We start from the raw sequence: 26,926 nt of genomic DNA on the forward strand, positions 1-26,926 counted from the left end.
GCGCGGTCCACGCGTGAGAGGGAGGGCGGCGTGCCTACGTGGACGAGGCGGCCGCGCTTTCAGGTCCGCCTCGGCACATCCGTTGTGCGCGCGCGGGTGGGTCGTGCGCGCGCGAGAGGTAGGGCGGCGTGCGTCCGCGGTGGCTGCGCTTTCGGGCTCGTACCCGGGTATCCGTTCTGCGGGTGCGGGTGCGGGTGCGGGTCAGGGAGTGCGGAGGAGGAAGAGGGTGTAGGCGGCGAGGGTGACGGAGTCGGTGATGACGCCCTTGCGGAGCATGTCTTCGAGTTCGTCGGCGGAGAAGAGGCGGTGCTCCATCTCCTGTTCGGTGACTTCGCGGGCGATCGGACCGGGGGTGAGGCCGCGGGCGACGAAGACGTCGCACTCCTGGCTGGTCATGCCGGGGGCGATCGCGATCCGGCCGAGCAGCTCCAGCGAGGCGGCGCGCAGGCCCGTCTCCTCGGCGAGCTCGGCGCGGGCGAGTTCCTCGCCGGGTGGGCCGTCGTGCGGCCAGGTGCCCTGCACGAACTCCCACGAGCGGCGGCCGAGCGGGTAGCGGAACTGCTCGATGAGGTGGAAGCCGCCCTCCTCCACGGCGATCACGCACGCGGCCGCCGGCTTGTCGACGACCGAGTACAGGCCGGGGGAGCCGTCCGGGTGGACGATGCGGTCCTCGCGCAGGCTCATCCAGGCGTTCCGGTAGATCTCACGAGAGCTCGTCGTCCGCATCCGCCCCATCCTGCCCGATAACCTCGGGGGATGAGCGATCATCCGCCCGTCGTGCACGACGATCCCGAAGGCGAGCCCCCCTGGGCGATGCAGCTCGCCATCCGGGCGGAGAAGGCCGACCCTCCCTCGCACGAGGCGGTGTGCGAGGTCGCGGCCTCGGCCGTCGTGCACCTGCTCGCCGACGAGCGGTTCGCCGAGGCCGTCGAGCGCTGGGAGGACGGGCGCATCCGCAAGGTGACCCGCCGGGCCCGCGGCGCGCGCTGGCGCGAGGTCGGCGAGCTGGCCGGGGTCACCGTCGCGCGCGGCGGGGCCGAGGTCCGCGCGTTCCCGCCCGGCCCGGTCACCGAGGTGCCGCCCGGGATCGCCAAGCTCCAGATCGCCGGCACCGACCTTGAGCGCGCCGAGACCGAGCCGCCCGCCGCCCCCTACGCGGCGCTCGTGCACAACCCCGACGCCAAGATGAGCACGGGCAAGGCCGCCGCCCAGTCCGGGCACGCCGCCCATCTCCTGTACCGCACCCTCCCGCCCGCAGAACGCGACGCCTGGCTCGCCGCAGGCGCCCCCGTCCACTTTCTCGGCTTCCCCTGGGACGAGGCCGTCGCGCGCGCCTCCGTGCACATCCGCGACGCGGGCTACACCGAGGTCGCCCCCGGCACGATGACCGCGGTCGCCTGGCTCGTCACCTCCTGACGCCCCAGCCGGCCCGCCCTCAGCCGTCGAAGCCGGTGCCCGTGGGGAGGCCCAGAGGCAGACGTGCGAAGACCCCCGACGGGGAGAGGGAGAGGCCGACGGCCATGGCGGCGTTGCCGAGGCGGGTGAGGACGTCGTGTTCGCGGGCGGTCATGCCGGGTTCCACGACCGGATGGCCTGTGGTCACGGAGCGGGGGCGGCCAGGCTCTCGTCCTGCTCGACTCCCTTGAGGAGAGGGCCGCGCGCTCCGCGGGGATCGCGGACGCGACGGTCGCGTCGTCCTCGAACATGGTGACCACGAGGACGGTGGCGCCCGGCAGACGCGCGAGGACCCGCCGGGTAACCTCGACGCCGGCGCCTGGTCCCGGCCAGGACGCCGGTGCGCGCGAGGCGACGGGGCGGCCCGGCCCGGACGGGGGCGCGGGCCGGGCCGTCGGCGTCAGCGCTGCCAGCGGTTGAGCGTGTTGAGCGCGAACTCCTGGGTGCGGGACAGGGACTGCGGCGAAGGCTGCTGTGGCGGGGGGCCGCCCGGGCCCGCCGGCACGGGGACGGCCGCGGCGGCCTGGGCGGAGGTGCCCGCCTTGACGCTGAGGGCGTAGGAGAGGAACAGGGCGATCCCGAAGGCCACCGCGTACAGGGCGTGCTCCAGGAGCGTGCCGTAGGCGCCCGAGACGACGTCCAGGACGGCCAGCACCGCGAACGAGGCGGTCCAGACGGCGAGCACGGGCAGGAACAGCACGCTGCGCCTGCGCCGCAGCGCCTCCACGGTGGCGACGAGCAGGAGGACCTGCACGGCCTTCACGGCGATGTACGCGGGACCGGCGATCCCCTCGGAGAGGTACTCGGCGAGCTCCTCCTTGCGGTCGCCGAAGCCGACCTGCCCGAGGACGAGGGTCAGCAGCGAGTACACGATGAGGAAAAGGCCGACGGCGTAGTGCTGCCGGTGCCACGACGCCGGAACGGGCCGGGCGGGGGCGGCCTGCTCGGGCGCGGGGTAAGGCGGCTGCGGGTAGGGAGGTCCCGGAGGGTAGGCCTGCGGAAGAGGGGCCGGCGGGTACTGCGGCTGCGGCGCGTGCGCCTGCGGAGGCTGCGGCGGGGCCGGTGGGGCCTGCGGAGCGTCCTGCCGGGTCTCGTACAGGGACTGGCCCTGCTGGGGCGCGGGGGGCGGCGGCTGATGCTGCGGCTGCTGCGGCTGCTGGAACTGCGTGCCGTAGGCGGGGCGGCCGGTCGGCTGCGCGTACGGGGAGTCCGGCGGGAGCACGTACTGGCCCCCCGGCTGCCCCGGCTCCTGCGACGGCCTGGGCGACCCCGCCACGGGCACGTCGAAGAACGTCGCGGGAGGCGCCTCGTTCTGCGGAGCCTTCACGGAGTCCGCGACGGTCTGCTGGACGTCGAAGACGGTCTCCGGCGGGGCCGGAGGCTCGGCGGGGGTCTCGGGCGGGGGAGGGGGCGAAGGGAGCGGCACGGGAACGGTCTTGTCGGAATCCTGCCCTTCGGGGGCGGTTCCGCCACCCTGGCCGGGCGCCGCTTTCCCCGGAAGCGGGGTGTCGCTCCTGGTCTCGTACGGGTCGGTCGCCATCGTCACGCCCTTCGTCTGGATCGCCGTGAAGAACCTATATCGGGGGCGGCCTCTCGGCAGCCCGTCCTAGTCCCTTAGGGGGGTCCATGAACTAGATGCGGCGATGGCGCTTGCGGGTTCGCGCCCGCGCCGGAATCCTGTGCGAGGTCGGGCCACGCGATTCTGTGTGGAAAGTGAGCTACGGGAATGCCTGACACCACGGGGACGACCGCGTCGACGCAGACGCGGCTCGCATATCTGGAGAAGCTCGGCGACGAACTCGTCGGGCGTGGTCTGCGGGTGAGGTTGACGGTGCCGCTGGGCACCCAGCCGAGCCTTCATGTGATGAACCCTGCCGCCTCGGCTCTCACGGAGAACATCCTTGCGGAGCAGGGCGCGGACGGGTGGTGGTTCTGGTGGTCGTGGGCCGAGCGCATCGCGCAGGCCGACGACGTGCCCGCCGCCGCGGAAAGGGTCGCCCAGGTGCTCTCGGCCGATCAAGGCCAGTGAAATCAAGGCGGTGTTCCACACACAAGGTGGAACACCGCTCTTCGGAAAGGCCCCGGGCCGGTGGTGGTGCTCCCGGTGCAGGGGGCTAGCGGGGGAGCCCGAGGGTGCGTTCGGCGATGATGTTGCGCTGGATCTCGCTGGAGCCGGCGTAGATGGTGTCGGAGCGGCTGAAGAGGCCGATGCGCTGGAGTTCGGAGAGGTCGTAGGGGGCGTCCTCGGCCAGGAGGCCGGCGGGGCCGGCGGCGTCGAGGGCGATCTCGCCGAGGCGGCGGTGCCATTCGGACCAGAACAGCTTGGCGACGGCGACTTCGGGGCCGGGCTCGCCCGCGCCGAGTGAGCGCATCGTGCGCAGGGCGTTGAGGCGCATCAGTTCGAGCTCGCTCCAGGAGCGCACCAGGCGGTCGCGCAGCTCCGGGAGGGTGCCGTGGGCTCGGGCGACGGCGACGACGGCCTCGAACTCGCGCCGGAAGCCGATCTGCTGGCCCAGGGTGGACGCGCCGCGCTCGTAGCCGAGGGTGGCCATGGCGACCCGCCAGCCTTCGCCGGGCGCACCGATGATGTTCGAGGCGGAGGTGCGTGCGCCGTCGAAGAAGACCTCGTTGAACTCGCTGGTGCCGGTCGGCTGGATGATCGGCCGGACCTCGATCCCGTCCTGGTGCATGGGGACGAGCAGGTACGAAAGGCCCTTGTGGCGCTGGGAGCCCGGTTCGGTGCGGCAGACCACGAAGCACCAGTCGGCGACGTGCGCGAGGGACGTCCACACCTTCTGCCCGGTGACGATCCAGTCGTCGCCGTCGCGGACGGCCCTGGTCTGCACGTTGGCGAGGTCGGATCCCGCGTCGGGTTCGGAGTAGCCCTGGCACCAGAGTTCGTCTCCGCGGACGATGGGCGGCAGGAAGCGCGCGCGCTGCTCGTCGGTGCCGTAGTCGATGATGGTCGGGCCGATGAGGCCCTCGCCTATGTGCCCGAGCCTGTGCGGCGCGTGGGCCTTGGCGTACTCCTCGAAGAAGACGACCTGCTCGGCGAGGGTCGCCTCACGTCCGCCGTGCTCCTTCGGCCAGCCGAGGCAGGTCCAGCCGTTCGCCCCGAGGTGCTTCTCCCAGGCGAGCCTGATGTCGAAGCCCTCGTGCTCGCGCCCCGGCCCGCCGAGGCCGCGCGCCTCGCGGAAGTCGCCTTCCAGGCTCGCGGTGAGGAAGTCGCGCACCTCGGCGCGGAACGCGTCGCTCATCGGCTCAGCCCTCGAAGCGGCCGTAGCGGCCCTGGTAGAAGACCAGCGGTTCGCCGTCGTGGTGGATGTCGAGGTGGTTGACGCGCGCGACGACGATGTCGTGGTCGCCCGCCCGGTGCTCGGCCTCCACCGAGACCTCCAGCCACGCCAGCGCGCCGTCCAGAACCGGCGTCCCCGACGGTGAGGCGCCCCAGGCGACCCCGGCGAACTTGTCGCCGCCCTTGACCGCGAGCTGGCGGCACACGGCCGTCTGTGGCTCGCTGAGGACGTTGACGCACAGATGCGCGGCCCGGCGCAGCAGCGGCCACGTGGAACTCGTGTGCGCGACGCAGAAGGCGACGAGCGGCGGGTCGAGGGAGACCGACGTGAAGGAGTTGGCGGCGAGGCCGGTGGGAAGCCCGGTGGCCGGGTCGATCGCGGTGATCGCGACGACGCCCGTGGCGAAGTGCCCGAGGACGTCCCGGAGCCGGCGGGCGTTGAGATCGCTCACGGATGCGGTGGTCATCGTGCGCAGCCTCCGGTCGGTGGTTTCGGAAGAACCATCTATTAGCCAAGCGCTTGCTTGCTTAAGAATGTAGAAGCCTTGCGTCCCGGCTGTCAACTAGCCAGCCAAGCGCTTGCTCGGTTAATCTCGACGGCGTGACCTTCCGCGACAAGACAGCCCTAGCCGGAGTGGGTTACACCCCGTTCAGCAAGAACTCCGGGGTGTCCACGCTGACCCTCGCCATGGAGGCGGTCCTCGCCGCGCTCGACGACGCGGGCCTCACCCTCGACGACGTCGACGGCCTGGCCACCCACCGCGTCGGAGACTCCACCCCGCCCTGGGTGGTCGCCCCCGCCCTCGGCCTCACCAATGTGTCCTGGTACCTCGACCAGTTCGGCGGAGGCAGCGTCTCGCATTCCGTCATCGGACAGGCCGCGATGGCGGTGGCCTCGGGCGTCGCCCGTACCGTCGTCGTCTACCGGGCCATCAACGCGCGCAGCGAGTTCCGCATGGGCGGGACGGGCAGGGGCGCCGCGCCGATCTTCGACTCGCAGTACCAGGCGCCGTACGGGTACTTCGCTCCGCCGCAGCAGTTCGCCATGTACGCGCGTGCGCACATGAACGCATACGGCACCACGCACGAGCAGCTCGGCGCGATCTCCGTACGACAGCGCGCCTACGCGGTGAAGAACGCGCGCGCGCTCAAGCGCGACCCCATCACCCTCGACGACTACCTCGCCTCCCGCTGGATAGCCGAGCCGTTCAGGCTGCTCGACTGCTGCCTGGAGACCGACGGGGCGTGTGCCGTCGTCGTCACCTCCGCGGAACGGGCCCGCGACCTCGCCCACCCCACCGTGCTCATCTCCGGGGCGGCCTGGGGAGGCGGCGACTCGTTCTTCTCGGGCGTCCCCACCGACTTCACCACCACCGAGGCGGCCCGGATGGCGCCCCGCCTGTACGCGATGGCCGGAGTCGGCCCGGGGGACGTCGACGTGGCCGAACTGTACGACTGCTTCACCTACTCCGTCCTCGTGCAACTGGAGGACTACGGCTTCTGCGCCAAGGGAGAGGGCGGCCCGTACGTCGAGTCAGGGGAGGGGCCCGCGGTGAACACCCATGGAGGGTTCCTGTCCGAGGGCTACGTCCACGGCATCAACCATGTCGCCGAGGCCGTCGCGCAACTGCGCGGCACCGCGGGCGACCGCCAGGTCGAGGGCGCCGAGGTGGCTCTGTCGACCGCCCAGCCCGGCTACGTGCTGGCCGGCACGTCGGCCCTGATCCTGCGAGGCGAGCGATGACGGCGAACCGGCTCGACCCCGACCGCGACTCCGCGCCCTGGTGGGAGGCGGTCGACCGCGGCGAACTGCTGCTCCAGCGCTGCGCCGGGTGCGGCACGCCCCGCTTCCCCGCCCGCGCCCTGTGCAACCGGTGCAGGTCGCGTGACAGCGACTGGATCCCGGCGCGAGGCACGGGCGCGGTCTACAGCTGGATCGTGAACCACCAGAGGTTCATGCCGGACGTGCCCGTGCCGTTCGCGGTCGTGTGCGTGCGGCTGGACGAGGGCGAGGACATCCTCATGTACGGCAACCTGCTCAACGCCGACCCTTCGGAGCTCGCCCCCGGCCTCCGCCTGCGCGCCGTCATCAAGGACGGCCTTGTGCAGTGGACTCCCGAGGAGTAGGCCGCCTACGAAGCGGACGCCCGTAGGGAGATCTTGTCCACCTTGCCGTTGACGTTCAGCGGAAGTGCCTCGACGGGGACGACCCGCCGGGGCACCTTGTAGTTGGACATGTTCGCCTTGGCCCAGGTCCTGACCTCCTCGGGCGAGGCGCTTCCGATGACGAACGCGCAGGCCGCCTCGCCCATCGCCGCGTCGGGGATCCCCACGACGGCCACCTGGGTGACGCCCGGACAGCGCAGGAGCAGGGCCTCGATCTCCGCCGGGTAGCCGTTGAACCCGTTGGCGATGAACATCTCCTTCTTGCGGTCCACGATGGCGAGGTTGCCCGCTTCGTCCAGGGTGCCGATGTCGCCGGTGTGCAGCCAGCCGTCGGCGTCGACGGCCTCGGCGGTCCGCTCGGGGTCCCGCCAGTAGCCGGGCATGACGCCGTAGCCCCCGACCAGGATCTCCCCGCGCTCGCCGGAGGGCAGGTCCTTGCCTTCGTCGTCCACGATGCGCAGCTCCACGCCGGGCACCGCGCGTCCGGTGGTGCCCGCGATGACGTCGATGGGGTCGCCGGGCCTGGTCATGGACACCACGGTGCCCTCCATGAGGCCGTAGGCGTTGATCATCCGCTCCACCCCGGCCTCGGCGAGCATCCGCCGGATGAGTTCCGACGGCACCGCGGCGGCCCCGCAGATCGCGACGCGGAGCGAGGAGACGTCCCGGCCGGGCAGTTCGTCCAGCAGCTTGAAGAACATCGCGGGCGCCCCGGCGATGACGCTGACGCGCCGGGTCTCGATGAGGTCGAGCAGCGCGTCGGGCTGGAAGAGCGCGATCGGCATCATCGTGGCGGCGCGCAGCACGCAGGCCAGCAGCCCGGCGTTGATGCCGAAGCCGTGCGAGAACGGCGCGATGATCGGGTACCTGTCGCCCTCGCGGACCGTCACCAGCTCGGCCCAGTCCCAGTACCCGCGCAGGAGCTGCCAGTGCTGGAGCATGACGCCCTTGGGCGCGCCCGTCGTGCCGGACGTCGCCATGATCTCCGCGAGCCCGTCCGGCCGTACGGCCAGAGCGCGTTCTTCCGCGGCCTCCGGCGAGACGGACTCGCCGAGCGCAAGGAACTCCGCCCAGGCGTCGCCGCCGTAGGGGACGACGGTCTTGAGGTCGGGCAGGTCCGCGCCTTCGAGCATCGCCAGGTAGGACGTGTCCATGAAGCCCTCGGCGACGAACAGCGCCTTCGCCCCGGTCTTGCGCAGCACCTCCGCCGCCTCGATGCCGCGGAAGCGGGTGGACAGAGGCGCGACGGCGGCTCCCGCGTCCCACAACCCGTAGCAGGTGACGACCCAGTCGGGGGTGTTGGGCGCCCACACGGCCACCCGGTCCCCGGGTTCGACGCCCACGGCGATGAGGCTCCGGGCCACTTGCGCGGCCCGGTCTCTCAGCTCCTCCAGCGTCAGCGTCACGTCCTCGGTGGACACGACCTCCACCGCGCCGTGCGTGCGCGCGCGGTCGCGCAGCATGCGCGGGATCGTGCCCCAGTCCGGTACCGGCGCCACTTCCATGACAGCTCCTCGGGCTCGCGGGGCCGGGAGCCCGCCAGGAGGTCCCGGCCGGGGGTGGGACGGGCGGGGCCCCGGAAGCCGGGGCCCGTCGCGGTCTACAGGGAAGCGCGGTCGCGGCCCAGGTGGTGGCCGCGCAGATCGGTCACGATCGGCGGGACGTGCGCCTCCACGGCCTCGGGCGCCACGGCCACCTCGATGGAGACCGGGGTGACGCCGACGAGCGCCTGAGAGATCCGGCCCGACCACATCGGGTTCCGGACGAGGCTGTCGCGGGCGAACGTCACCCGCAGGACGGCCCGGTCGAGGGTGCCGTCGCGGGAGACCTCCAGGTTCCAGTGGCTGATCCCGTCGATGCGCGAGAGCACGTCGGTGACGCGCGGCAGCGACAGCCAGCGGCCCCGCACGACGAGGTGCTCGCCGGCGGTGTGCACGGGCTGTGCCGCGCCGCCCCCGGTGAACCAGCCGGTGCGCAGGTGCGCGCCGCCGAGCGTCGAGTGCCAGGTGGGCGTGACGACGATCTCGGCGGGTCCCGCGTGGTCGGCGACGAGCTCGTCCTTGGCGGGCGGCGCGAGCCCGAGCAGACCGGGCCGGACGGGGGTGAGCCCGGGTCCGTGCGCGATCGGCACCCCGAAGTACGGGTCGGCGAAGAGCTGGACGACGTCGGCCTCGAACTCGGTCTCGAGCTGCCGCAGCCAGTTCTTCGACGGGATCTCGCCGACCAGCAGGATCCGGTCGAGCTCGAGGTCGAGCGGGTCGAGCAGGAACTCCAGGTGCAGCCGGGCGAGGAAGTCCATCGCGCCCGACGGCGTGGTGACGAGCACGTTCGCCCGGGTCTGCTCAAGCGCGCGGTGCAGCCGCAGCCTTCCGCGCGGCCCGACCGAGGCGGCCGCCGACGCGAGCGGCAGCGCCGCCTCGGCCAGCGACGATCCCTGGAGCTCGCCGTCGTTGTTCAGCGCCACGATGAGCCGGTCCGCGGCGCGCACGCCCGCCGCGGCGAGCGTCTCCGCGGTCAGCTCCAGCGCCGCCGCCCGGTCCTCGGGCGCGAGCGGCACGACGGTGTCGGCGTCGGGGGAGAGCAGGAGGAGGCCCTTCGCGGAGGCTCCTCCCGAGAGGTCCTGGCGGGTCGGCCAGCTCACTTCATCACCTCGTTCATGAAGCGGCGCATCGAGTCGGTGACGTGGTCGTGGGCGAGTCCGCCGACCTGGGCCTGGAGGATCAGGTCGGTCGCGCCCGCGGCCTCGAGGCGCTCGATGGCCTTGCGCGAGCCCTCGACGTCGTCGATGACGACCATCAGGTTGTCGCGCAGGATGTCCATAGCCTCTTCCGGCGGCATGGCGACGGCCTGCTGCCCGAGGACGCGGTGGGTGGCGTGCCGGGCGTCGGTGTAGCTCGGCGGCGCCACGAGGTTGACCTGACGGCGCAGGTACCACAGGACCGGGTCGGACGCGGTCTCGACGGCCTCGGCCCGGGTCTCCCCGACGTACCACGGGATCATGATCGCGATCCGCCGGCTCTCGGGGTCGAACCCGTTCTCGGCGAGGCAGGCCTTGTAGGCGGCGATGTCCTCGGCGACGTCGTCGATGCCCTTGAGCATCGTCATGCCGAGCAGGTTGTAGCCCTGCTTGCCCGCGGCGAGGAAGCCCTCCAGCGAGGTGGAGGCGACCCAGACGGGCGGGTGCGGCGTCTGGGTGGGCCGCGGGTAGACCGCGACGTTGGGGATCTCGAAGTACTCGCTGCTGCGGGTGATGGGCTGCCCGTCGGCGTTCCAGATGGCCAGGACGGCCTCCAGGGACTCCTCCCACAGCTGCCGCGACTGCTCGAACGGCCGTTGGAAGGCCTGGTACTCCAGCGGGGACGCGCCCCGCCCGGTGCCGAACTCCACGCGTCCGCCCGACAGCACGTCGAGGGTGGCGACGCGCTCCGCGGTGCGGATCGGGGACTGGAACGGCAGTAGCACCACGCCGAGCCCGAGGTGGATGTTGCTGGTCCGCTGGGACGCCGCCGCGAGCACGAGGTCGGGCGCCGAGGAGTGGGAGAACCCACGGGTGAAGTGGTGCTCGACGAACCAGGCGGTGTCCATCCCCAGCTCATCGGCGAGGACCACCTGGTCGAGCACGTTCCGGAACGCCCGGCTCTCGACCTCGCGGCTGCGTCCGCGCACTTCCAGCTCGTACCCGACGCTGATCCGAAGGGTCATGCCCCGCCTCCGCTCTCTTGTGTTAACCAAGCGCTCGCTTGGTAGACTAGCAGCGGCCGTCCGGTCCGAACAAGTCGCGCGGCGGGGAGTGCGATAGCCGGTTATTCATGTCGATTAACTAGGTAAGGTGCTGCCCCATGCGGTCGATCACGGTGATGTCCGGAATATTGGCGCCCGTCCTCTGCGCGACGGCTGTGTCCGCCGCTCCAGTCCCCGATGGGCCGGGGAAAGATTCCGTCCCCGCTTACGTGGGCGCGCCCGCGACGCCCAAGGCCATCCCAGGCTCCCCGGTGCCTTCCAACCCGCACATGGCGCGGCCCGGCACCGCGGCGATGCACGCCGACAGCTGGGCCTCCGACACCTACCCGTTCCTCGGCCCCCTCGGCCGGAACCCCAAGGTGGTCTCCACCGCCAAGGCGGGTGGCCTGCCCGCGCTCTGCTCGACCGTCAACTACGCGGCGCGCACGCACCTCATCGTCGCGCAGTGCACCAACGTCGGCACCTTCACGCTGCGCCTGATCGACCCGAAGACGCTGAAGGACCTCGCCACCTTCAAGCTGCCCGCGCGGCCCTCCACCGTCACCGCCGTCACCGGCCTCGACGTCGACGCCGTCCTCACCGACACCTCCGGTGGGGCGTACTACTACCTCGACGACAAGGACAGGGCCGTCCTCGCCGACTCCAACTTCCACGTCCGCCGCTTCGCGCACGTGCGCGACGGCGAAGGCTGGAAGTTCAAGGTGACCGACGACTGGAACCTCAAGAAGTACGTCCCGCACTCCTGCCCGACCTGGAGCGAGCCCGAGCCGAAGGGCGTCTGCGACCCCGTCACCTCGGTCCAGCCGGACTGGAAGGGCGACATCTGGTGGGTGACCCGCAAGGGACGGGTCGGGACGATCGATCCGAAGACCGGCAGGGTCAAGGTCGTCAAGCTCAAGGGAGAGCAGATCCAGAACTCGTTCGCCGCGAGCAGGGACGGCGTCTCGGTCGTCAGCGACCACGCCCTCTACAAGTTCAGGGCCGACGCCCAGGGCCGCCCCAAGGCGGTGTGGCGCAAGCCCTACGACCGGGGCACCCGCAGGAAGTCCGGCCAGCTCGACCAGGGCTCGGGCACCACCCCCACGATCCTCCAGGGCGGCCTCGTCGCGATCACCGACAACGCCGAGCCCCGGATGAACGTGCTCGTCCACCGGATGAGCGACGGCGAGCTCCTGTGCAAGGTGCCGGTCTTCAAGCCCGGGAAGTCCGCCACCGACAACTCCCTCATCGGGTTCGGCCGCAGCCTGGTCGTCGAGAACAACTCCGGCTACCGGAACTTCATCGAACTCGCCTCCGGCGCCTCCTCCCACGGCGGGCTGTCCCGGATCGACATCACGGACTCCGGTTGCCGGACCGTGTGGACGAGCAAGGAGCGGAGCCCGTCGACCGTCGCGAAGGCGAGTGTCCCGGGCGGCCTCGTGTACGCCTACACCAAGGAGCCGCGCAAGGACGGCGTCGACGCCTGGTACCTGACGGCGATCGACTTCCACACCGGGAAGACCGTCTTCAAGGTCCTCGCCGGCACGGGCAAGCTGTTCGACAACAACTGGGCGCCCGTCACCCTCACCCCCGACGGAGCCGCCCACGTCGGCGTCGTCGGCGGTCTCGTCACGGTCCGCGACAGCTAGCTTCGGAGGTTCCCTAGAATTCTCCGGTGAGCAAGCAGCGTTACGGAGCCCTCATCCTCCCCTCCGCGAACCGTGTGTACGCCGATGCCTCGATCAGCCTGATGTCGGCTGAGATGGGTGTCCTGGACCGAGAGATCCTCGGCGGCAGGATCAGTGATCTCGCCGCCGAGACCTTGGGGGGCGTGCCCTATCTGACCTTCACGCTCGGCGACCCGACCGAGCGGGAGATCGCGTTCCTGTCGAACCTCTCGGCGCTGTACGCGCTGTTCCGCCTGGCGGACGACGGCGGCCTGCACCCGGTCGCCGTCGCCCCCCTCGACCGGCTCGACGACGATCTGCTCACCATCCAGAAGTACGCGGGCAAGACCAACGAGCAGTTCACCAAGATGCTGCTCAACGTCACGGTCTGGGCGTCGGCGTCCGGCGGGGACATGACCGGTCCGGGCGGCCGGGGCCGCACCCTGCGGATCTTCGACCCGATGTGCGGCCGCGGCACCACCCTCAACCAGGCGCTGATGTACGGCTTCAACGCCGACGGCATGGACATCGACACCAAGGACTTCGAGGCGTACGCGGGGTTCCTCAAGACCTGGCTGAAGCGCAAGCGCCTCAAGCACACGCTGGAACTGGTCCCGGTCCGCCGCGAGCGCAGGCTCGTCGGCCGCAAGATCGACCTCACCCTCGGCCTGTCCAAGGACGACTACAAGTCCGGCGACAGGCGCCGCCTCACCGTCGTGAACGCCGACACCGTCCGAGCCCCCGAGTTCTACGCCGCGAACTCCTTCGACGCCATCGTCACCGACGCCCCCTACGGCGTCCAGCACGGCGCCCGAGTCCAGACCTCGCTCTCCCGCAGCCCCTCGGACCTACTTCGCGCCGCGGTCCCCGGCTGGACCCGGCTCCTCAAGCCCGGCGGCACCCTCGGCATCGCCTGGAACACCCACGTCACCCCACGGTCCGACGCCCTGGACATCCTCTCCTCCGCCGGTCTCGCCCCCCTCGACGATGGCCCCTACCGAGACTTCACCCACCGCGTGGACCAGGCCATCCTCCGCGACATCGTCATCGCCAGAAAGCCCGCCTGACCTGCGGCGCTCCCGACCTCTGGCAAAAGCTCGTCAAGATCGGGAAGATCCCGCCGAGTCCGGATTGGCCGACGGTGATCTTGGTGATGTCTCCCGCCATGATCAAGAAAATGCTGATGGGCGCCTCCGTCGCCTCCTTCGTCGCGCTCGGGTCCCTGGCGGTTCCGGCCGGCGCGGCCGAGGCCGACGCCGCGCCCAGGCAGTGCAACCGCGCCGACGAGGACTGCCTCGACCGGCTCGGCAAGCGCGCGAAGTCCGGCAAGCGCCATCAATCGGTCAAGCACCACGGGTCCGCCGAGCACATCAAGGCCATCAAGGCGATCAAGGGCGACGGGTCCGTAAAAACAGTCAAGGACGTCAAAGCCGTAAAAGCCGTGAAAGCCATCAAGGCCGACGGGCCCGATGAGCGCGACGAGCACGGCAGGGACGAGCACGACGGCAGGGACGAGTACGACGGCAGGGGCGGCCGCGACGACCGCGACGAGAGGGACGGCCCCGCTGGTCGCGGCGAGCACGGTGAGCACGACGAGGGCGGCCGGGACGACGGGCCGGGCGGGCACGAGGAGGGAGGGCCGCACGAGGAGGGCGGCCCCGGCGGACGCGGCGGGCACGACGGCCCGGAAGGGCGGCACGAGGAGGGCGGGCCCGGCGACCACGACCGTCCGGACAAGTACGTACCCGGCGACTTCGGGTGGCTCGGCGGCCTGCCCGGGGCCTCGGGTCCCGCGGGACCGCAAGGCCAGCCGGGTCCGTCGGGGCCTGCGGGCCCGGCCGGCGCGGCGGGCCCCGCCGGACCTGCGGGAGTGGCGGGCCCCGCGGGCGTGCAGGGCGTGCAGGGAGAGCAGGGCGAACAAGGGGAGCAAGGGGAACAGGGCGAGCAGGGCGAGCAGGGCGAGACCGGCCCGGCCGGCCCGACCCTCGAGCCCAAGTTCGTCACGGGCGTCGCCGTGACGCTCCCGAGCGACGACAGCGAGGTCATCGCCGTAGGCGGGCAGTGCGGCGCCGGCTACTTCCCGATCGGCGCCTCCTGGACGACCGCGGGCACCGACGTCCGTCCGATCTTCGTGAACAGCGCCGCGGACGGAGACACCTGGAAGGTCGTGGTCAGGGACTTCAGCCAGAGCGGGTCGGGGATCAACACGATCACCCTGACCACGGTGTGCGAGTTCGCGAGCGAGTGACACCGGCCGCGCGGGGCGCCGGCGCGCCCCGCGCGGAACCGTCGGATCAGCGGGCCGGTGGCCGTCAGCCGGCGGCCACCGGCCCGTAGCCGGTGAGCTCGAGGAGGGGGTCGAGGGAGGCCGTGTCGTAGGCGGGGTTCATGCGCAGGGCTAGCGCGGGGGTGAGGGGGTGGCCGTCGAAGACGGCGCGGACGGCCTCCACGTCGGGGGGAGCGCCGTGGACGTTCGTCGCCCAGGACGCGTAGAGCTCGGGGGAGCAGCCCAGGAGGCCGCGGAAGAGCCAGCCCGCGCCGTCCCCGTCCTCGGGGTAGGAGATCGGGCCGGCGCCCCAGGCCGTGGAGCCCGGGGTGCGCCAGAGGCAGAGCGTCGCGCACAGGACGCCGTCCTCGACGAACCGGGGGTCCTCCGCCCAGCGCACCAGTTCGGGAGGCAGGCCGAGGAGCAGCCCCGGCCAGAGGGCCTGGGAACCGTTCCCGTACGGGTTCATCTCGGACTCGTGGTCGAAGCCGATCACCAGGGCGCCCTCGTCGGCGAACACGATCGAGTACTCGTTGCCGCTCCCGTCGGCCATCGAGGCGAGTGCCGCGCCCTCCCGCCACCCCGCGTCGAAGGAGTACCGGGGATGGTCCCCGCCGGTCACGCCCTCCAGCACCGCGAGCACCACGCTCCGCCTCCGCACCTCGCTGATCCCCGGCAGCATCCGGGCGAGTTCCGCACTGTTCATGCCGGACTTTCTACCGCATCCCACCGACACTTCGCCCACTTCCTCCTGAGTCTTATAACCCTCTTCAAGATGATTGATCCCTGCGGACTTGTTTCCGATCCGAGGAGGAAACCGCGAAATACAGACCCGCGATCCCCTGCCTCGGTAGAAAGGGCGCGAACGGCAATTCTCCGCCGTTCCCCGTGAGAGTTACGAGGCCGGGAGGAACCGTGCCCCTCCCCTGCAGCGCGCGCCCCCGGATCCCCGTGTCTCCCAGTGGCACTGGCTCTCCTTCGAGCTCCGCCGCCTGCGCGAAGCCCACGGCCACACCCTCGAACAGGTCGGCCGCGTCATCGGCGCAGCCCGCAGCACCGTCTCCGACATCGAGGCCGGCAGGCGCAGGATCGACCAGCGCCAGGCCCATAAACTCGATGGTCTCTACGACACCGGTCTGACCCTCCAGCTCCTCGTCCACTACGCGAGCTCCGGCCACGATCCGGAATGGCAGCGGAAATTCCTCGACCTGGAGCTGATCGCCCCGACCATCAAGGTGTACTCCGGATCGCTGATCCCGCTTCCGTTCCAGACCGAGAGGTATGCCCTGCCCTTATCCGCGGCAGCCTCCTCGAACGGGAAGAGGTGCGCGCCAGGCGCACGGCCAGGCAGGAGGCGATGCTCGCAAGGGATCCTGCTCCGTCGATCTTCGTGCTTCTGGACGAAGCGGCGCTGGAGATCGAGGTCGGTGGCAGGGAGGCCATGCGGGAACAGCTCGAGGCACTGCTCGACCTGTGGGAACGGCACCCGCTCGCGTCGATCCGCATCGTTGCGAAGAACAGCGGTAGCCATCCGGCCTGGATGGAGCCTTCCCTCTGCTCACCGTTGACCGGTTCAGGGACGTCGCCTACGCCGGCGCGCACACAGCGGCCCGTATCGTCCGGCAGATCGGGAATTCTCATGAACATCGTCTGGCGCAGGAGTTCGCACTCCGGAGGGGTGAACAACGAACTCTGCGTGGAACTGGCCGACCTGGGGCATGGTGTCGGCGTCCGCGACTCCAAGAACCCGGGTCTGGGCCATCCGTCCATCGGAGCCCGCCAGTTCGGCCGTCTCGTGGAAGCCGTGAAGAGGCACTAGCGCTGCGGGCGGATCAGGCGTCCGGTTCGAGTGCGGCGGGGTCGAGGCCGGGGAACGCGTTGGCCGGGGCGGTGCGGGACCAGCGGACGTGCACGTTCATGGCGTCCTGCATGGCGGTGGCCGCATAGGCGCGCAGCGCCTTGGGGACGGCTCCCGCGAGTGGGAGATAGGCCGTGAGGACGTCGGATTCGACGGCGGCGCCCAGTTCGGCGGGGGTCTTCCCGTCCGGGACGGGGTAGGCGGCCTCGGACGTCACGGGCTCGGCGTCACGGGCGCGGAGGAACCCGATGAGGTCGTCGCGGCGGAGTTTGTGGCGCTCCCACAGCTTGGTGACGCGGGGCTTGGCGGGGTGTGCGGACCGCGCGCCGATGACGCCGTAGAGGTAGACGGCGCGGTGCTCGGCGGCCAAGGCGGCCTGGAGGGCGGTGACGGCGCTCATGCGAGGGACAGGGCGGTCGCGTGGCCCGTCTCGCAGGCGGCGATGCTGGCGAGGAGCTGGGACATGCCGGGGGAGACCGCGGCGATGTCCTTCAGCCGGGTCGTGGCCGAGGTCTTCTCCGTGCGGCGCAGCAGGGCCAGCGCGGCGGACCGGTCGGCGGGCGGCTCGGCCGGGGCGGGGGAGGAGACCGCCGTCGGGGTCGCGGTGACGCCTCCGGTGCCGGGCAGGTAGTGCTTGCGCAGGACCGTCAGGTGCTCGCGGTGGTGGGCCAGCGCCTTGGCGCACGACTCCGGCAGATCCGGGTGGGCGGAAGCGGTCTTCTCGTACAGGGAGATCAGATTCTCCTCGTCGGCGATCGCGCCGAGCAGGACGGCGACGTCCGGCTCGGGGGTGAGATCGGGGGCGCCGCAGGCCGTCAGCGTCGTGAGCCCCGCGGTCGTCAGCCCGGCTGCGGCCAGCAGTGACCTGCGGGACAGGGGGACGGGCACGCGGTGCTCCTCGTGAGGGCGCCGGAAAGGGCGGCGAGATGCGGCTGGAGTGCCTGCAAGCATGCCACACGGGGGGTCCCCGGGTGCGAATACGCACTCGGGGCTCCGGCTGTCGATAGTCTTGTCTGGTCAGAGCGTAGGCATAGCTACCGATAGAGCCCATAAGTAGAGCCGAGGAGGGTCCCGTGAGCGCAGGAGCGCGCGACGGGCGCGTTCGAGGGGACCGCCAGAAGGCCGCGCTGGTCGAGCTGCTTGAGCCCGTGGTGGGCGAATCCGGCCACGATCTGGAGGACGTCTCCGTCAGCCAGGCGGGCAGGCGCCGGGTCGTCCGCGTGATCGTGGACGCCGACGGCGGAGTGAGCCTCGACGACATCGCGACCGTGAGCCGCGCCGTGTCCGCGGCGCTGGACGAGACCGACGTCCTGGGCGGGAGCCCGTATGTGCTGGAAGTCACCTCGCCCGGGGTGGACCGGCCGCTGACCGCGCCCCGCCACTGGCGGCGAGCCGCGGGCCGGCTGGTGAAGGTCGCCTTCACGGCCGAAGGGCAGCCGGAGGAATCCGTCGAAGGGCGCGTCATCGCCGCCGACGACGAGAAGGTCCGGATCGAGGTGGCCGGGACGGACAGGGAGTTCCCCCTGGCCGGGCTCGGGCCGGGCAGGGTCCAGGTGGAGTTCCGCCGGATCGAGACGGAAGACGACGACCCGCTCCACGACGACGAGCAGATCCACGACGACGAGGAAGGGGACGGGGAGTCTCATGGACATTGACATCAACGTACTGCGCAGCCTGGAGCGCGAGAAGGACATCTCGTTCGACCTGGTCGTCAGGGCGATCGAGGAAGCCCTCCTGATCGCTTATCACCGCACGGAGGGCGCCGCCCCCAAGGCCCGCGTGCAACTGGACAAGCAGTCCGGCCACGTGACGGTCTGGGCCACGGAGGTCGACGAGGAGGGCGGAAGCGCCCGGGAGTACGACGACACCCCCGACGACTTCAGCCGCATCGCCGCGACGACGGCCCGTCAGGTGATCCTGCAGAAGCTGCGGGACGCCGAGGACGAGCTGACGTTCGGCGAGTACGCGGGACGCGAGGGCGACATCGTCACCGGTGTCATCCAGCAGGGCAAGGACCCGCGCAACGTGCAGGTCGACCTCGGCAAGCTCGAGGCCGTGCTGCCGCCGCAGGAGCAGGTGCCGGGCGAGCGCTACGAGCACGGCGAGCGGATCAAGGCCTACATCGTGCAGGTCCGCAAGGGCCACCGCGGTCCGTCGGTCATGCTCAGCCGCACCCACCCGAACCTCGTGCGCAAGCTGTTCGCGCTGGAGGTCCCGGAGATCCTCGACGGCAGCGTCGAGATCGCGGCGATCGCGCGCGAGGCGGGGCACCGCACCAAGATCGCGGTCCGCTCCCGCAAGAGCGGGGTCAACGCCAAGGGCGCGTGCATCGGCCCGCTGGGCAGCCGGGTCCGCAACGTGATGACCGAGCTGCACGGCGAGAAGATAGACATCGTCGACTGGTCGGATGATCCCGCCACGTTCGTCGGGAATGCCCTGTCGCCCGCGCGCGTTAACGCCGTCGAGGTGATCGACGCCGAACAGCGGGTCGCCCGCGTCATCGTCCCGGATTACCAGCTCTCGCTGGCGATCGGCAAAGAGGGGCAGAACGCGCGGCTCGCGGCACGGCTCACGGGGTGGCGGATCGACATCCGTCCGGACACCCCTGCCGGGCCCGGTGACGAGACCCCAGACACCGCCGACGCTTCGGCGGGGTAGACTGGTCGATGGTGGCCATTCGGCACCGCGGACCACGGCACGGCGAGGCATGACCCGGCGAGGTATGAACCAGCACGGCAGCGACCGGCAAGGTGCAGCCCAGCAGGGTGTGAAGCAGCAGCGCACGTGTGTGGGCTGCCGGAGCCGTGCGGCCCGTGCGGACTTGTTGAGAGTCGTCGCGGTGGGGGGCGTGATCGTCCCCGATCCGCGCAAGCGGCTCCCGGGACGGGGTGCGTCACTGCATCCCGACTCCGGATGCCTGGAGCAGGCGATCCGTCGTCGGGCGTTCTCCCGGGCCTTGCGCCTGGAGGCTTCGCCCGATAGTTCTGTTCTGCTTCGGTATGTACAGGGAAGCGAAGAAACGTAAGACATCTAGTCGGAAGCAGGTCGAGATTGCTATGAGCGCTCGATGAGCAGTTGGCGATGACTGGTTAGCGACGGCCCGGAGACACGCCCCGGGCCAGATTGGGAGTGCAGTGGCCAAGGTCCGGGTATACGAACTCGCCAAAGAGTTCGGTGTTGAGAGCAAGGTCGTCATGGCCAAGCTCCAGGAAATGGGCGAGTTCGTCCGGTCGGCGTCTTCGACCATCGAAGCGCCAGTAGTTCGTCGGCTCACCGAAGCGTTCGGTAAGTCTCCCTCGGGCCGCGGTGGCGGCCCCCGTCCCGCCGCGCCGCGTCCCGGGCCCAAGCCCGCCGTCGGCGGCGCGCCCAAGCCGGGCCCCGCGCCCCGTCCGGGACCGGCACCGCGTCCCGGGCCGCGTCCGGGTCCGCGTCCGCCCGCGACCGAGGTTCCGCCGGTGGCGCCCGCCGCTCCGGTGGCGCCCGCAGCGGCAGCCCCCGCGGCGCCCCAGGTTCCGCAGGTCCCGCAGGTTCCCCAGGCTCCGGCCGCCCCGCGTCCGCCGGTTCCCCCGGCGCCGCAGCAGGGCTCGCCCTCTCCGGCGTCCGGCGGTTCCCGTCCGGGCCCCGGCGGCGGCGGTCCCCGTCCGGCCGGTCCCGGCCCGCGTCCGGGTCCGCGTCCCGCTCCGCAGGAGCGCGGCCAGCGCCCCGGTGGCGGTGGCGGCGCCCGTCCGGGCGGTCCGCGTCCGGGCAACAACCCGTTCAGCTCCACCAACACCGGCATGGGCGCGCCCAAGCCCGGTCCGCGTCCCGGCCCCCGGCCGGCCGGTCCGGCGCAGGGCGGCGGCCAGCGTGACGGCGACCGCCCCGGCGGTCCGCGTCCCGCCGCGCCGCGTCCCGGCGGCCAGGGCGGCGACCGTCCCGGCGGTCCGCGTCCGGCCGCGCCGCGTCCCGGTGGTGGCGGCGGCGACCGTCCCGGCGGTCCGCGTCCCTCCCCGATGAACATGCCTTCGCGTCCGCCCCAGCAGGGTGCGCGTCCCGGCGGCCCCGGCGGTCCCCGCCCGGGTGGCGGCGGTGGCGGAGCCGGTCGTCCCGGTGGCGGCGGCGGTGGCGGCGGCTTCGCCCGTCCCGGTGGCGGCGGTGGCCGTCCCGGTGGCGGGGGCGGCGGTTTCGCCCGTCCCGGCGGCGGTGGCCCCGGTGGCGGTGGCGGTGCCGGTCGTCCCGGTGGCGGCTTCGGCGGCGGCGGTGGCCGTCCCGGCCCCGGCGGTCGTGGCCGCGGTGGCACGGCGGGTGCCTTCGGGCGTCCCGGCGGTCGTCCGGCGCGTGGCCGCAAGTCCAAGAAGCAGCGGCGTCAAGAGTTCGACAACATGCAGGCGCCCGCCATCGGCGGCGTCAACGCGCCCCGGGGCAACGGCAGGGTCATCCGGCTCGCCCAGGGCTCCACGCTGACGGACTTCGCCGAGAAGATCGGCGCCAACCCGGCGTCGCTCGTGGCGATCATGATGCACCTCGGCGAGATGGTCACGGCCACTCAGTCGGTCAGCGAGGAGTCGCTCCAGACGCTGGGCGCCGAGCTGGACTTCAACGTCCAGGTCGTCAGCCCGGAGGACGAGGACCGCGAGCTGCTCGAGTCGTTCGACCTGGAGTTCGGTGAGGACGAGGGAGGCGAGGAGACCCTGGTCGCCCGCCCGCCGGTCGTCACCGTCATGGGTCACGTCGACCACGGTAAGACCAAGCTGCTCGACGCGATCCGCAACGCCAACGTGGTCGCCGGTGAGGCGGGTGGCATCACCCAGCACATCGGCGCCTACCAGGTGGCCACCGAGGTCGACGGCAACGAGCGCAAGATCACCTTCATCGACACCCCGGGTCACGAGGCGTTCTCCGCCATGCGTGCCCGTGGCGCCGAGACCACCGACCTGGTGGTCCTGGTGGTCGCCGCGGACGACGGCGTCAAGCCGCAGACCACCGAGGCGATCGACCACGCGACGGCGGCCGGCGTGCCGATCGTCGTGGCGGTCAACAAGATCGACAAGGAGGGCGCGGACCCGACCAAGGTGCGGGCCCAGCTCACCGAGTACGGCCTGGTGGCCGAGGAGTTCGGTGGCCAGACCCTGTTCGTGGACGTGTCCGCGAAGCAGGGCCTGAACATCGACGGTCTGCTCGAGGCGGTCGTCCTGACCGCCGACGCCGAGCTCGACCTGCGGGCCAACCCCGATCAGGACGCCCAGGGCGTCGCGATCGAGGCCCACCTCGACAAGGGCCGCGGCCCGGTGGCGACCGTGCTGGTCCAGCGCGGCACGCTCCGGATCGGCGACTCGATCGTCGCGGGCGGCGCGCACGGACGTGTCCGGGCGATGCTCGACGAGAACGGCGAGAACGTGCAGGAGGCGACCCCGTCGCGTCCGGTGCTCGTGCTCGGTCTGACCGCGGTGCCGGGAGCCGGCGACAGCTTCCTGGTCGTCGAGGACGACCGGATGGCGCGCCAGATCGCCGACAAGCGGGCCGCGCGCAAGCGCAACGCCGAGCTGCTGCGGAGCCGTCCGAAGTTCTCGCTCGAGGACATGTTCAAGGAGCTCGAGCGGGGCGAGCGGCAGGAACTGCTGCTCATCCTCAAGGGCGACGTGTCCGGCTCGGTCGAGGCCCTGGAAGACTCGCTGCTCAAGATCGACGTGGGCGACGAGGTCAACCTGCGGATCATCCGCCGCGGCGTCGGCGCGATCACCCAGGACGACGTCAACCTCGCGGTGGCGTCCGAGGGCGCGGTCATCATCGGCTTCAACGTCCGGCCCGAGCGCAACGCGCAGGAGCTGTCGGACCGCGAAGGCATCGACATCCGCTACTACTCGGTCATCTACCAGGCGATCGAAGAGGTCGAGGCGGCCCTCAAGGGCATGCTCAAGCCCGAGTTCGAAGAGGCCCAGCTCGGCACCGCGCAGGTCCGCGCGATCTTCAAGGTGCCGAAGATCGGCAACATCGCGGGTTGCATGGTCCAGTCCGGCACGGTCAACCGCAACAGCAAGGCGCGGCTGGTCCGGCAGGGCGTGGTCATCGCCGACAACCTCACGGTCTCCTCGCTTCGCCGCGAGAAGGACGACGTCACCGAGGTCCGCGAGGGCTTCGAGTGCGGTATCGGGGTCGGCTACCAGGACCTGAAGCTCGACGACATCATCGAGACCTTCGAGATGCGGGAGAAGCCCCGCGCCTAAGAGGCTCAAGGAACGCCCCGGGAAAGGGACTTTCCCGGGGCGTTCCCCATGTCGCCTACCGTTGAAGGCAGCGGCCCGGGGCTGCGGACGGCAGGTATTCCCTAGACACACCGGGGTCTTGATGTTCGTTGGAGCATTGACGCTCGACCTTCTGCTCGGCGATGTGCATTCGCTGAAGGAGAAGCGCGGGGTCGTCCGGCCGATCATCGCCGAGGTGCAGAAGCGCTTTCCGGCGGTGGCCGTGGCCGAGACCGGCTACCTGGACCTGCACCGCAGGGCCGAGATAGGGATCGCGGTGGTGTCGGCGACCGCCGGGAACTGCCGCGACGTGATGGAGCAGTGCGAGCGGCTTGTCGCGGGCCGCCCTGAGATCGATCTGCTGTCGGCAAGGCAGCGGATCTACGACGACGAGGAGTGAGCCATGGTGGATGCGGCGCGGGCGCGCAAGCTCGCCGACCGGATTCAGCAGATCGTGGCGGAGATGCTGGAGCGGCGGGTCAAGGACCCCCGGCTGGGCTTTGTGACGATCACTGACGCCAAGCTGACGAACGACCTCCGCGAGGCGACCGTGTTCTACACGGTGTACGGGACGGACGAGGAGAGGGCGGGGTCCGCCGCGGCGCTGGAGAGCGCCAAGGGGATCATCCGGACCGAGGTCGGCCGCAAGACCGGCATCCGGCACACGCCGTCGCTGGCGTTCGAGCTCGACGGGGTCATGGAGAACGCGCACCACATCGAGCAGCTGCTGGCCAAGGCCAAGGAGCTGGACGCCGAGGTGGCGGCGAAGGCCGTCGGCGCGACCCACGCGGGTGACGCCAACCCCTACAAGTCCGATGACGAGGACGACGAGGACGAGGACTTCGAAGACGAGGACGACGACCTCGACGAGGAGATCGCCGACCTCGAGGACGAGGACGAGCGCAAGTGAGTCCCGCCTCCGGCCTGGTCATCGTGGACAAGCCCGCCGGGTGGACGTCGCACGACGTCGTCGCCCGGATGCGCCGCCTGGCGGGCACCCGCAGGGTCGGCCACGCCGGGACGCTCGACCCGATGGCGACGGGCGTGCTCGTCGTCGGGGTCGAGAAGGCCACGCGCCTGCTCGGCCATCTGGCCCTGACGAGCAAGGTCTACGCCGGCACGATCCGGCTCGGCATGACCACCAACACCGACGACGCCGAAGGCGAGCCCACCGGGACGACCCCGGCAGGGCACGTCGCGGACGCCGAGATCGCGGTGGGGATCAAGGCCCTGACGGGGCTGATCCAGCAGGTTCCGCCGCAGGTGAGCGCGATCAAGGTGAACGGTGAGCGCGCCTACAAGCGGGCCCGCCAGGGCGAGGAGGTCGAGCTCAAGGCGCGTCCGGTGACGATCCACGCCTTCGAGATCGCGGAGATCCGCCGGGTCGGCGACTTCGTCGACGTGGACGTCTCGGTGACGTGCTCGTCGGGGACCTACATCCGGGCGCTGGCCCGCGACCTGGGGACGGCACTGGGCGTCGGAGGGCATCTGACCGCCCTGCGCAGGACCGCGGTCGGCCCGTACGGCCTGGACCTGGCCCGGACGCTGGAGCAGCTCGCCGAGGATTGCGTGATCATCCCGATCGCCGACGCGGTCTCGGCGGCGTTCCCGCGCAGGGACGTCACCGAGGAGGAGGCGGCCCTGGTGCGGCACGGGGGCAGGCTCCCGGCGCTGGGCCTGGGCGAGGGCCCCATCGGCGTTTTCGCGCCCGACGGGACCCTGCTCTCCCTGGTGGAGGAGGCGGGCGGGAAGGCCAAGCCCCTGGCGGTGTTCGCGGCCGAGTGACCAAGGTCCCTGGGTGAAGGGCCCGGTGCGGCTTCCGACCTAACCTACGATCGCGTAACCTACGGGTACGTAGCTTGGGCGGCGGGTCCGCCCGGGCGGTTCACCTTGGAGAGGTCGACGGAGCATGGTCGCCACGTTGGAGCGCGTAGTCCCGCCACTGAAGCCGCACCTGCGCGGCTGGCTCCATCTCGGCGCCTTCCCGGCGGCGCTCATCGGCGGCCTCGTCCTGGTGACCTTCGGGCCGACCCTGCAGTCGCGCATCGGCGCCGCCGTCTACGCGGTGACGTCCTGCCTGCTCTTCGGCATCTCCGCGACCTACCACCGCAACCGGTTCGGGCCGCGCGGAGAGGCGGCCATGCGCCGCTTCGACCACGCGAACATCTTCCTGATCATCGCGGGCACCTACACGCCGTTCGCGCTGCTGGCGCTGGACGGCACGATCCGGATCGTCATCCTCGCCGGGGTGTGGTCCGGCGCGCTCCTCGGCGTGATCTTCCGCACGTGCTGGCTCGGCGCGCCGCGCTGGCTGTCCACCGCCGCCTACATCGCGCTCGGCTGGTTCGCGGTCCTCGCCCTCCCGGACTTCCTGTCCGGCGCGGGGATCCTCGCGAGCGTCCTGATCGTCGCCGGGGGAGCCCTGTACAGTGCCGGAGGCGTCGTCTACGCGATGAAGCGGCCCGACCCGTCGCCCCGCTGGTTCGGCTTCCACGAGGTCTTCCACGCCTTCACCATCGCCGCCTACCTCTGCCACTACGTGGCGGTTTCCCTGGTCGTCTACCGCGCCTAGGTCCCGCGTCCGGGTCCTGCGGTCGGTAGAGTCTCGGGACAGGGGGTGCGGGGTGCAGGCCGCCGGGCGGCCCATGGCAGGCTTGTCCGGTGAACGGGCTCAACAGACTGAGGGAGCGAGCAGGTGCGGCGCTGGTACGGCCTTGACGAGGTCCCCCGTGACTGGGGCAGATCGGTCGTCACCATCGGGGTGTTCGACGGCGTCCACCGGGGACACCAGGCGGTCGTCGGACGGGCGGCGCGGCTCGCCGCGGAGCTCGGCCTGCCCAGTGTGGTGATCACCTTCGATCCCCATCCCGACGAGGTCGTGCGCCCCGGCAGCCATCCGCCGCTGCTGGCGTCGGGCACCCGCCGGGCCGCGCTGCTCGGCGACCTGGGCGTGGACGCGGTCATGGTGCTCCCGTTCACCCTGGAGCTGTCCCGGATGGGCCCCGACGAGTTCGTCCAGTCCGTCCTGGTCGACCGGCTGCACGCGGCCCGGGTGATCGTGGGCGAGGACTTCAGGTTCGGCCACAAGGCCAAGGGAGACGTCCCGCTCCTGCGTGAGCTGGGCGAAAAATACGATTTCGAGGCGGAGGGCGTTCCTTTGCTGGCTGATGGGGACACGATCTCCTCCACCGCGATCCGGGCCGCGCTGGCCGACGGACGCGTCGAGGACGCCGCGCACGAGCTGGGCCGCCCGCACCGGGTGGAAGGCGTCGTGGTGCGCGGCCACCAGAGGGGCCGCGGGCTCGGCTTCCCGACCGCGAACGTCGAGTCGGTGCCGCACACCGCGATCCCGGCGGACGGCGTGTACGCGGGCTTCCTGGTCTGCGACTCCGAGCGCTACCCGGACGCCCGCTGGCCCGCGGCGATCTCGATCGGCACGAACCCGACGTTCGAGGGCGTCGCCCGGACCGTCGAGGCGTACGCGCTGGACCGTGACGATCTCGACCTCTACGGCGAGCACGTCGCGGTGGACTTCACGGCGCGGATCCGCGGCATGCTCAAGTTCGACTCGATCGAGGACCTCATCGAGGAGATGAACCACGACGTAGAGGTCGCCCGCGAGGCGACCTCCGGCTGAGGCCGGGCCGTCGCGGCGCCGAGAAGTCGGGGGTCATCCACCCCCGGATCGCCGTGATACGGTAAGTAGTCACCGGGACCGCGGTCCCGGCGCTGCCCGCTGCGCCCTCATAGCGGCGGGCCTCATAGAGAACGCACACTGCGGCCGACCCGGGTCCTTGCGGGGGCCTTCGGGTAGAGGCTGCGGGTGTCGAGCACATCTAAGGAGTCACGTGTCCCTGGACACCGCCGTCAAGAACCAGATCATCGCCGAATATGCGACCGTTGAGGGTGACACCGGATCGCCGGAGGTCCAGGTCGCGCTGCTGACCCGGCGGATCAACGACCTGACCGAGCACCTCAAGGCGCACAAGCACGACCACCACAGCCGCCGCGGGCTGCTGCTGCTGGTCGGCCGCCGCCGCCGGCTGCTCAAGTACCTGCAGAACAAGGACATCAGCCGCTACCGCGCGCTGATCGAGCGCCTCGGTCTGCGCCGCTAGTGCCAGGAGGGAGTGACCCGCCCCGCGGGTCACTCCCTTCCTGCTAGAACGCCACAAGTAAAGAACAAGCAAGCCCGCGAACGTTCTTCCGACGCATTCGAGGGCCGGTCCTCGGTAGTGGCCATCGGATTCATGTGATCCGCGGGCTTCGATCGAAGAC

Annotated in this window: 29 protein-coding genes and 1 pseudogene; 19 read left to right on the forward strand and 11 right to left on the reverse strand. The window is 71.3% G+C overall.

Annotated elements, in window-relative coordinates; genetic code table 11:
* Positions 1-201: 201 nt before the first annotated feature.
* Positions 202-726, reverse strand: coding sequence for an NUDIX domain-containing protein (locus EDD29_RS05090; protein WP_123662770.1), 525 nt, complete (start codon positions 724-726; stop codon positions 202-204).
* Positions 727-756: 30 nt separating this feature from the next.
* On the opposite strand from EDD29_RS05090, the gene EDD29_RS05095 reads away from it, so the two are divergent.
* Entirely contained in the window at positions 757-1,416 is a 660-nt protein-coding gene (locus EDD29_RS05095) for a peptidyl-tRNA hydrolase (protein ID WP_246052522.1), read from the forward strand.
* Positions 1,417-1,435: 19 nt separating this feature from the next.
* Here EDD29_RS05095 and EDD29_RS47570 read toward each other — a convergent pair whose 3' ends face one another.
* Both EDD29_RS47570 and EDD29_RS45240 read right to left on the reverse strand, forming a co-directional pair.
* On the reverse strand, positions 1,436-1,570 hold the full coding sequence (locus EDD29_RS47570; RefSeq protein ID WP_281280841.1) for a hypothetical protein: 135 nt from the start codon (positions 1,568-1,570) through the stop codon (positions 1,436-1,438).
* 285 nt (positions 1,571-1,855) lie between these two features.
* A complete protein-coding gene (locus EDD29_RS45240) occupies positions 1,856-3,001 on the reverse strand; it encodes a hypothetical protein (RefSeq protein ID WP_170201294.1) in 1,146 nt (381 codons plus the stop codon).
* A gap of 180 nt (positions 3,002-3,181) precedes the next feature.
* Between EDD29_RS45240 and EDD29_RS05100 the strand changes: the two genes are divergently transcribed.
* Complete coding sequence (locus EDD29_RS05100) at positions 3,182-3,484, forward strand: hypothetical protein (protein ID WP_123662772.1); 303 nt, start codon at positions 3,182-3,184, stop codon at positions 3,482-3,484.
* A gap of 85 nt (positions 3,485-3,569) precedes the next feature.
* Here EDD29_RS05100 and EDD29_RS05105 read toward each other — a convergent pair whose 3' ends face one another.
* A complete protein-coding gene (locus EDD29_RS05105; RefSeq protein ID WP_123662774.1) occupies positions 3,570-4,712 on the reverse strand; it encodes an acyl-CoA dehydrogenase family protein in 1,143 nt (380 codons plus the stop codon).
* A 4-nt stretch (positions 4,713-4,716) separates the two neighbouring features.
* Positions 4,717-5,217: a flavin reductase family protein gene (locus EDD29_RS05110; RefSeq protein WP_123662776.1), complete on the reverse strand. Its 501-nt coding sequence runs from the start codon at positions 5,215-5,217 to the stop codon at positions 4,717-4,719.
* Between the two features lie 134 nt (positions 5,218-5,351).
* Between EDD29_RS05110 and EDD29_RS05115 the strand changes: the two genes are divergently transcribed.
* Together EDD29_RS05115 and EDD29_RS05120 are read left to right on the forward strand one after the other, a co-directional pair.
* The gene (locus tag EDD29_RS05115) at positions 5,352-6,494 is read left to right on the forward strand and encodes a thiolase C-terminal domain-containing protein (protein ID WP_123662778.1); all 1,143 of its coding nucleotides are present in this window, start codon (positions 5,352-5,354) and stop codon (positions 6,492-6,494) included.
* Positions 6,491-6,877 carry a Zn-ribbon domain-containing OB-fold protein gene (locus EDD29_RS05120; protein ID WP_123662780.1) on the forward strand — a complete coding sequence of 129 codons (387 nt, stop codon included), beginning with the start codon at positions 6,491-6,493 and terminating at the stop codon, positions 6,875-6,877. Before EDD29_RS05115 ends, EDD29_RS05120 begins: the two co-directional genes overlap by 4 nt.
* Before the next feature lie 5 nt (positions 6,878-6,882).
* Here the strand turns inward: EDD29_RS05120 and EDD29_RS05125 are convergent, their stop codons facing one another.
* The 3 genes from EDD29_RS05125 to EDD29_RS05135 all read right to left on the reverse strand — a co-directional run bounded on the left by EDD29_RS05125 (position 6,883) and on the right by EDD29_RS05135 (position 10,618).
* Positions 6,883-8,421 (reverse strand): AMP-binding protein, encoded by a 1,539-nt coding sequence (locus EDD29_RS05125; RefSeq protein ID WP_123662782.1) that lies wholly within the window; start codon positions 8,419-8,421, stop codon positions 6,883-6,885.
* A gap of 95 nt (positions 8,422-8,516) precedes the next feature.
* Positions 8,517-9,557, reverse strand: coding sequence for an acyl-CoA synthetase family protein (locus EDD29_RS05130; protein ID WP_123662784.1), 1,041 nt, complete (start codon positions 9,555-9,557; stop codon positions 8,517-8,519).
* Positions 9,554-10,618 carry an LLM class flavin-dependent oxidoreductase gene (locus EDD29_RS05135; RefSeq protein ID WP_123662786.1) on the reverse strand — a complete coding sequence of 355 codons (1,065 nt, stop codon included), beginning with the start codon at positions 10,616-10,618 and terminating at the stop codon, positions 9,554-9,556. Before EDD29_RS05135 ends, EDD29_RS05130 begins: the two co-directional genes overlap by 4 nt.
* A 290-nt stretch (positions 10,619-10,908) precedes the next feature.
* Here EDD29_RS05135 and EDD29_RS05140 point away from each other — a divergent pair, with 290 nt between their 5' ends.
* The 3 genes from EDD29_RS05140 (at position 10,909) to EDD29_RS46190 (ending at position 14,551) form a co-directional block, all read left to right on the forward strand.
* The gene (locus tag EDD29_RS05140; RefSeq protein WP_246052523.1) at positions 10,909-12,285 is read left to right on the forward strand and encodes a hypothetical protein; all 1,377 of its coding nucleotides are present in this window, start codon (positions 10,909-10,911) and stop codon (positions 12,283-12,285) included.
* 26 nt (positions 12,286-12,311) lie between these two features.
* On the forward strand, positions 12,312-13,370 hold the full coding sequence (locus EDD29_RS05145) for a TRM11 family SAM-dependent methyltransferase (protein ID WP_246052524.1): 1,059 nt from the start codon (positions 12,312-12,314) through the stop codon (positions 13,368-13,370).
* Positions 13,371-13,468: 98 nt separating this feature from the next.
* A complete protein-coding gene (locus EDD29_RS46190) occupies positions 13,469-14,551 on the forward strand; it encodes a hypothetical protein (RefSeq protein ID WP_123662790.1) in 1,083 nt (360 codons plus the stop codon).
* Positions 14,552-14,615: 64 nt separating this feature from the next.
* On the opposite strand, the gene EDD29_RS05155 is transcribed toward EDD29_RS46190, so the two are convergent.
* A complete protein-coding gene (locus EDD29_RS05155) occupies positions 14,616-15,275 on the reverse strand; it encodes a hypothetical protein (protein WP_148085877.1) in 660 nt (219 codons plus the stop codon).
* A gap of 286 nt (positions 15,276-15,561) precedes the next feature.
* On the opposite strand from EDD29_RS05155, the pseudogene EDD29_RS48060 reads away from it, so the two are divergent.
* Together EDD29_RS48060 and EDD29_RS47975 are read left to right on the forward strand one after the other, a co-directional pair.
* Positions 15,562-15,648: pseudogene (locus EDD29_RS48060) on the forward strand (helix-turn-helix domain-containing protein); the annotation flags it as partial.
* Between the two features lie 107 nt (positions 15,649-15,755).
* Positions 15,756-16,388: a DUF397 domain-containing protein gene (locus tag EDD29_RS47975; RefSeq protein WP_342774395.1), complete on the forward strand. Its 633-nt coding sequence runs from the start codon at positions 15,756-15,758 to the stop codon at positions 16,386-16,388.
* A gap of 13 nt (positions 16,389-16,401) precedes the next feature.
* Here the strand turns inward: EDD29_RS47975 and EDD29_RS45250 are convergent, their stop codons facing one another.
* Positions 16,402-16,827, reverse strand: coding sequence for a ferritin-like domain-containing protein (locus tag EDD29_RS45250; RefSeq protein ID WP_170201295.1), 426 nt, complete (start codon positions 16,825-16,827; stop codon positions 16,402-16,404).
* Entirely contained in the window at positions 16,824-17,315 is a 492-nt protein-coding gene (locus tag EDD29_RS45255; RefSeq protein WP_170201296.1) for a hypothetical protein, read from the reverse strand. The genes EDD29_RS45250 and EDD29_RS45255 overlap by 4 nt, the downstream gene beginning before the upstream one ends.
* Positions 17,316-17,500: 185 nt before the next feature.
* Here EDD29_RS45255 and rimP point away from each other — a divergent pair, with 185 nt between their 5' ends.
* The 10 genes from rimP to rpsO all read left to right on the forward strand — a co-directional run bounded on the left by rimP (position 17,501) and on the right by rpsO (position 26,766).
* Positions 17,501-18,082 carry a ribosome maturation factor RimP gene (rimP, locus tag EDD29_RS05175; RefSeq protein WP_211359561.1) on the forward strand — a complete coding sequence of 194 codons (582 nt, stop codon included), beginning with the start codon at positions 17,501-17,503 and terminating at the stop codon, positions 18,080-18,082.
* The gene (gene nusA, locus EDD29_RS05180) at positions 18,072-19,085 is read left to right on the forward strand and encodes a transcription termination factor NusA (protein ID WP_123662799.1); all 1,014 of its coding nucleotides are present in this window, start codon (positions 18,072-18,074) and stop codon (positions 19,083-19,085) included. The genes rimP and nusA overlap by 11 nt, the downstream gene beginning before the upstream one ends.
* A 64-nt stretch (positions 19,086-19,149) precedes the next feature.
* Entirely contained in the window at positions 19,150-19,452 is a 303-nt protein-coding gene (locus tag EDD29_RS05185; protein WP_123662801.1) for a YlxR family protein, read from the forward strand.
* Between the two features lie 109 nt (positions 19,453-19,561).
* Complete coding sequence (gene infB, locus EDD29_RS05190; protein WP_123662802.1) at positions 19,562-22,630, forward strand: translation initiation factor IF-2; 3,069 nt, start codon at positions 19,562-19,564, stop codon at positions 22,628-22,630.
* A 121-nt stretch (positions 22,631-22,751) separates the two neighbouring features.
* Positions 22,752-23,048, forward strand: a complete 297-nt coding sequence (locus EDD29_RS05195; protein WP_123670284.1) for a DUF503 domain-containing protein — start codon at positions 22,752-22,754, stop codon at positions 23,046-23,048.
* Positions 23,049-23,051: 3 nt separating this feature from the next.
* A complete protein-coding gene (rbfA, locus tag EDD29_RS05200) occupies positions 23,052-23,558 on the forward strand; it encodes a 30S ribosome-binding factor RbfA (RefSeq protein ID WP_123662804.1) in 507 nt (168 codons plus the stop codon).
* Positions 23,555-24,433 (forward strand): tRNA pseudouridine(55) synthase TruB, encoded by an 879-nt coding sequence (truB, locus tag EDD29_RS05205; RefSeq protein WP_123662806.1) that lies wholly within the window; start codon positions 23,555-23,557, stop codon positions 24,431-24,433. Before rbfA ends, truB begins: the two co-directional genes overlap by 4 nt.
* Positions 24,434-24,557: 124 nt before the next feature.
* Positions 24,558-25,220, forward strand: a complete 663-nt coding sequence (gene trhA / locus EDD29_RS05210) for a PAQR family membrane homeostasis protein TrhA (protein ID WP_123662809.1) — start codon at positions 24,558-24,560, stop codon at positions 25,218-25,220.
* 123 nt (positions 25,221-25,343) lie between these two features.
* Positions 25,344-26,285: a bifunctional riboflavin kinase/FAD synthetase gene (locus EDD29_RS05215; protein ID WP_123662811.1), complete on the forward strand. Its 942-nt coding sequence runs from the start codon at positions 25,344-25,346 to the stop codon at positions 26,283-26,285.
* Positions 26,286-26,496: 211 nt separating this feature from the next.
* Positions 26,497-26,766, forward strand: coding sequence for a 30S ribosomal protein S15 (gene rpsO / locus EDD29_RS05220; RefSeq protein ID WP_123662814.1), 270 nt, complete (start codon positions 26,497-26,499; stop codon positions 26,764-26,766).
* Positions 26,767-26,926 lie beyond the last annotated feature (160 nt).

It is taken from the genome of Actinocorallia herbida (assembly GCF_003751225.1).
GTDB classification, from domain to species: Bacteria; Actinomycetota; Actinomycetes; order Streptosporangiales; family Streptosporangiaceae; genus Actinocorallia; species Actinocorallia herbida.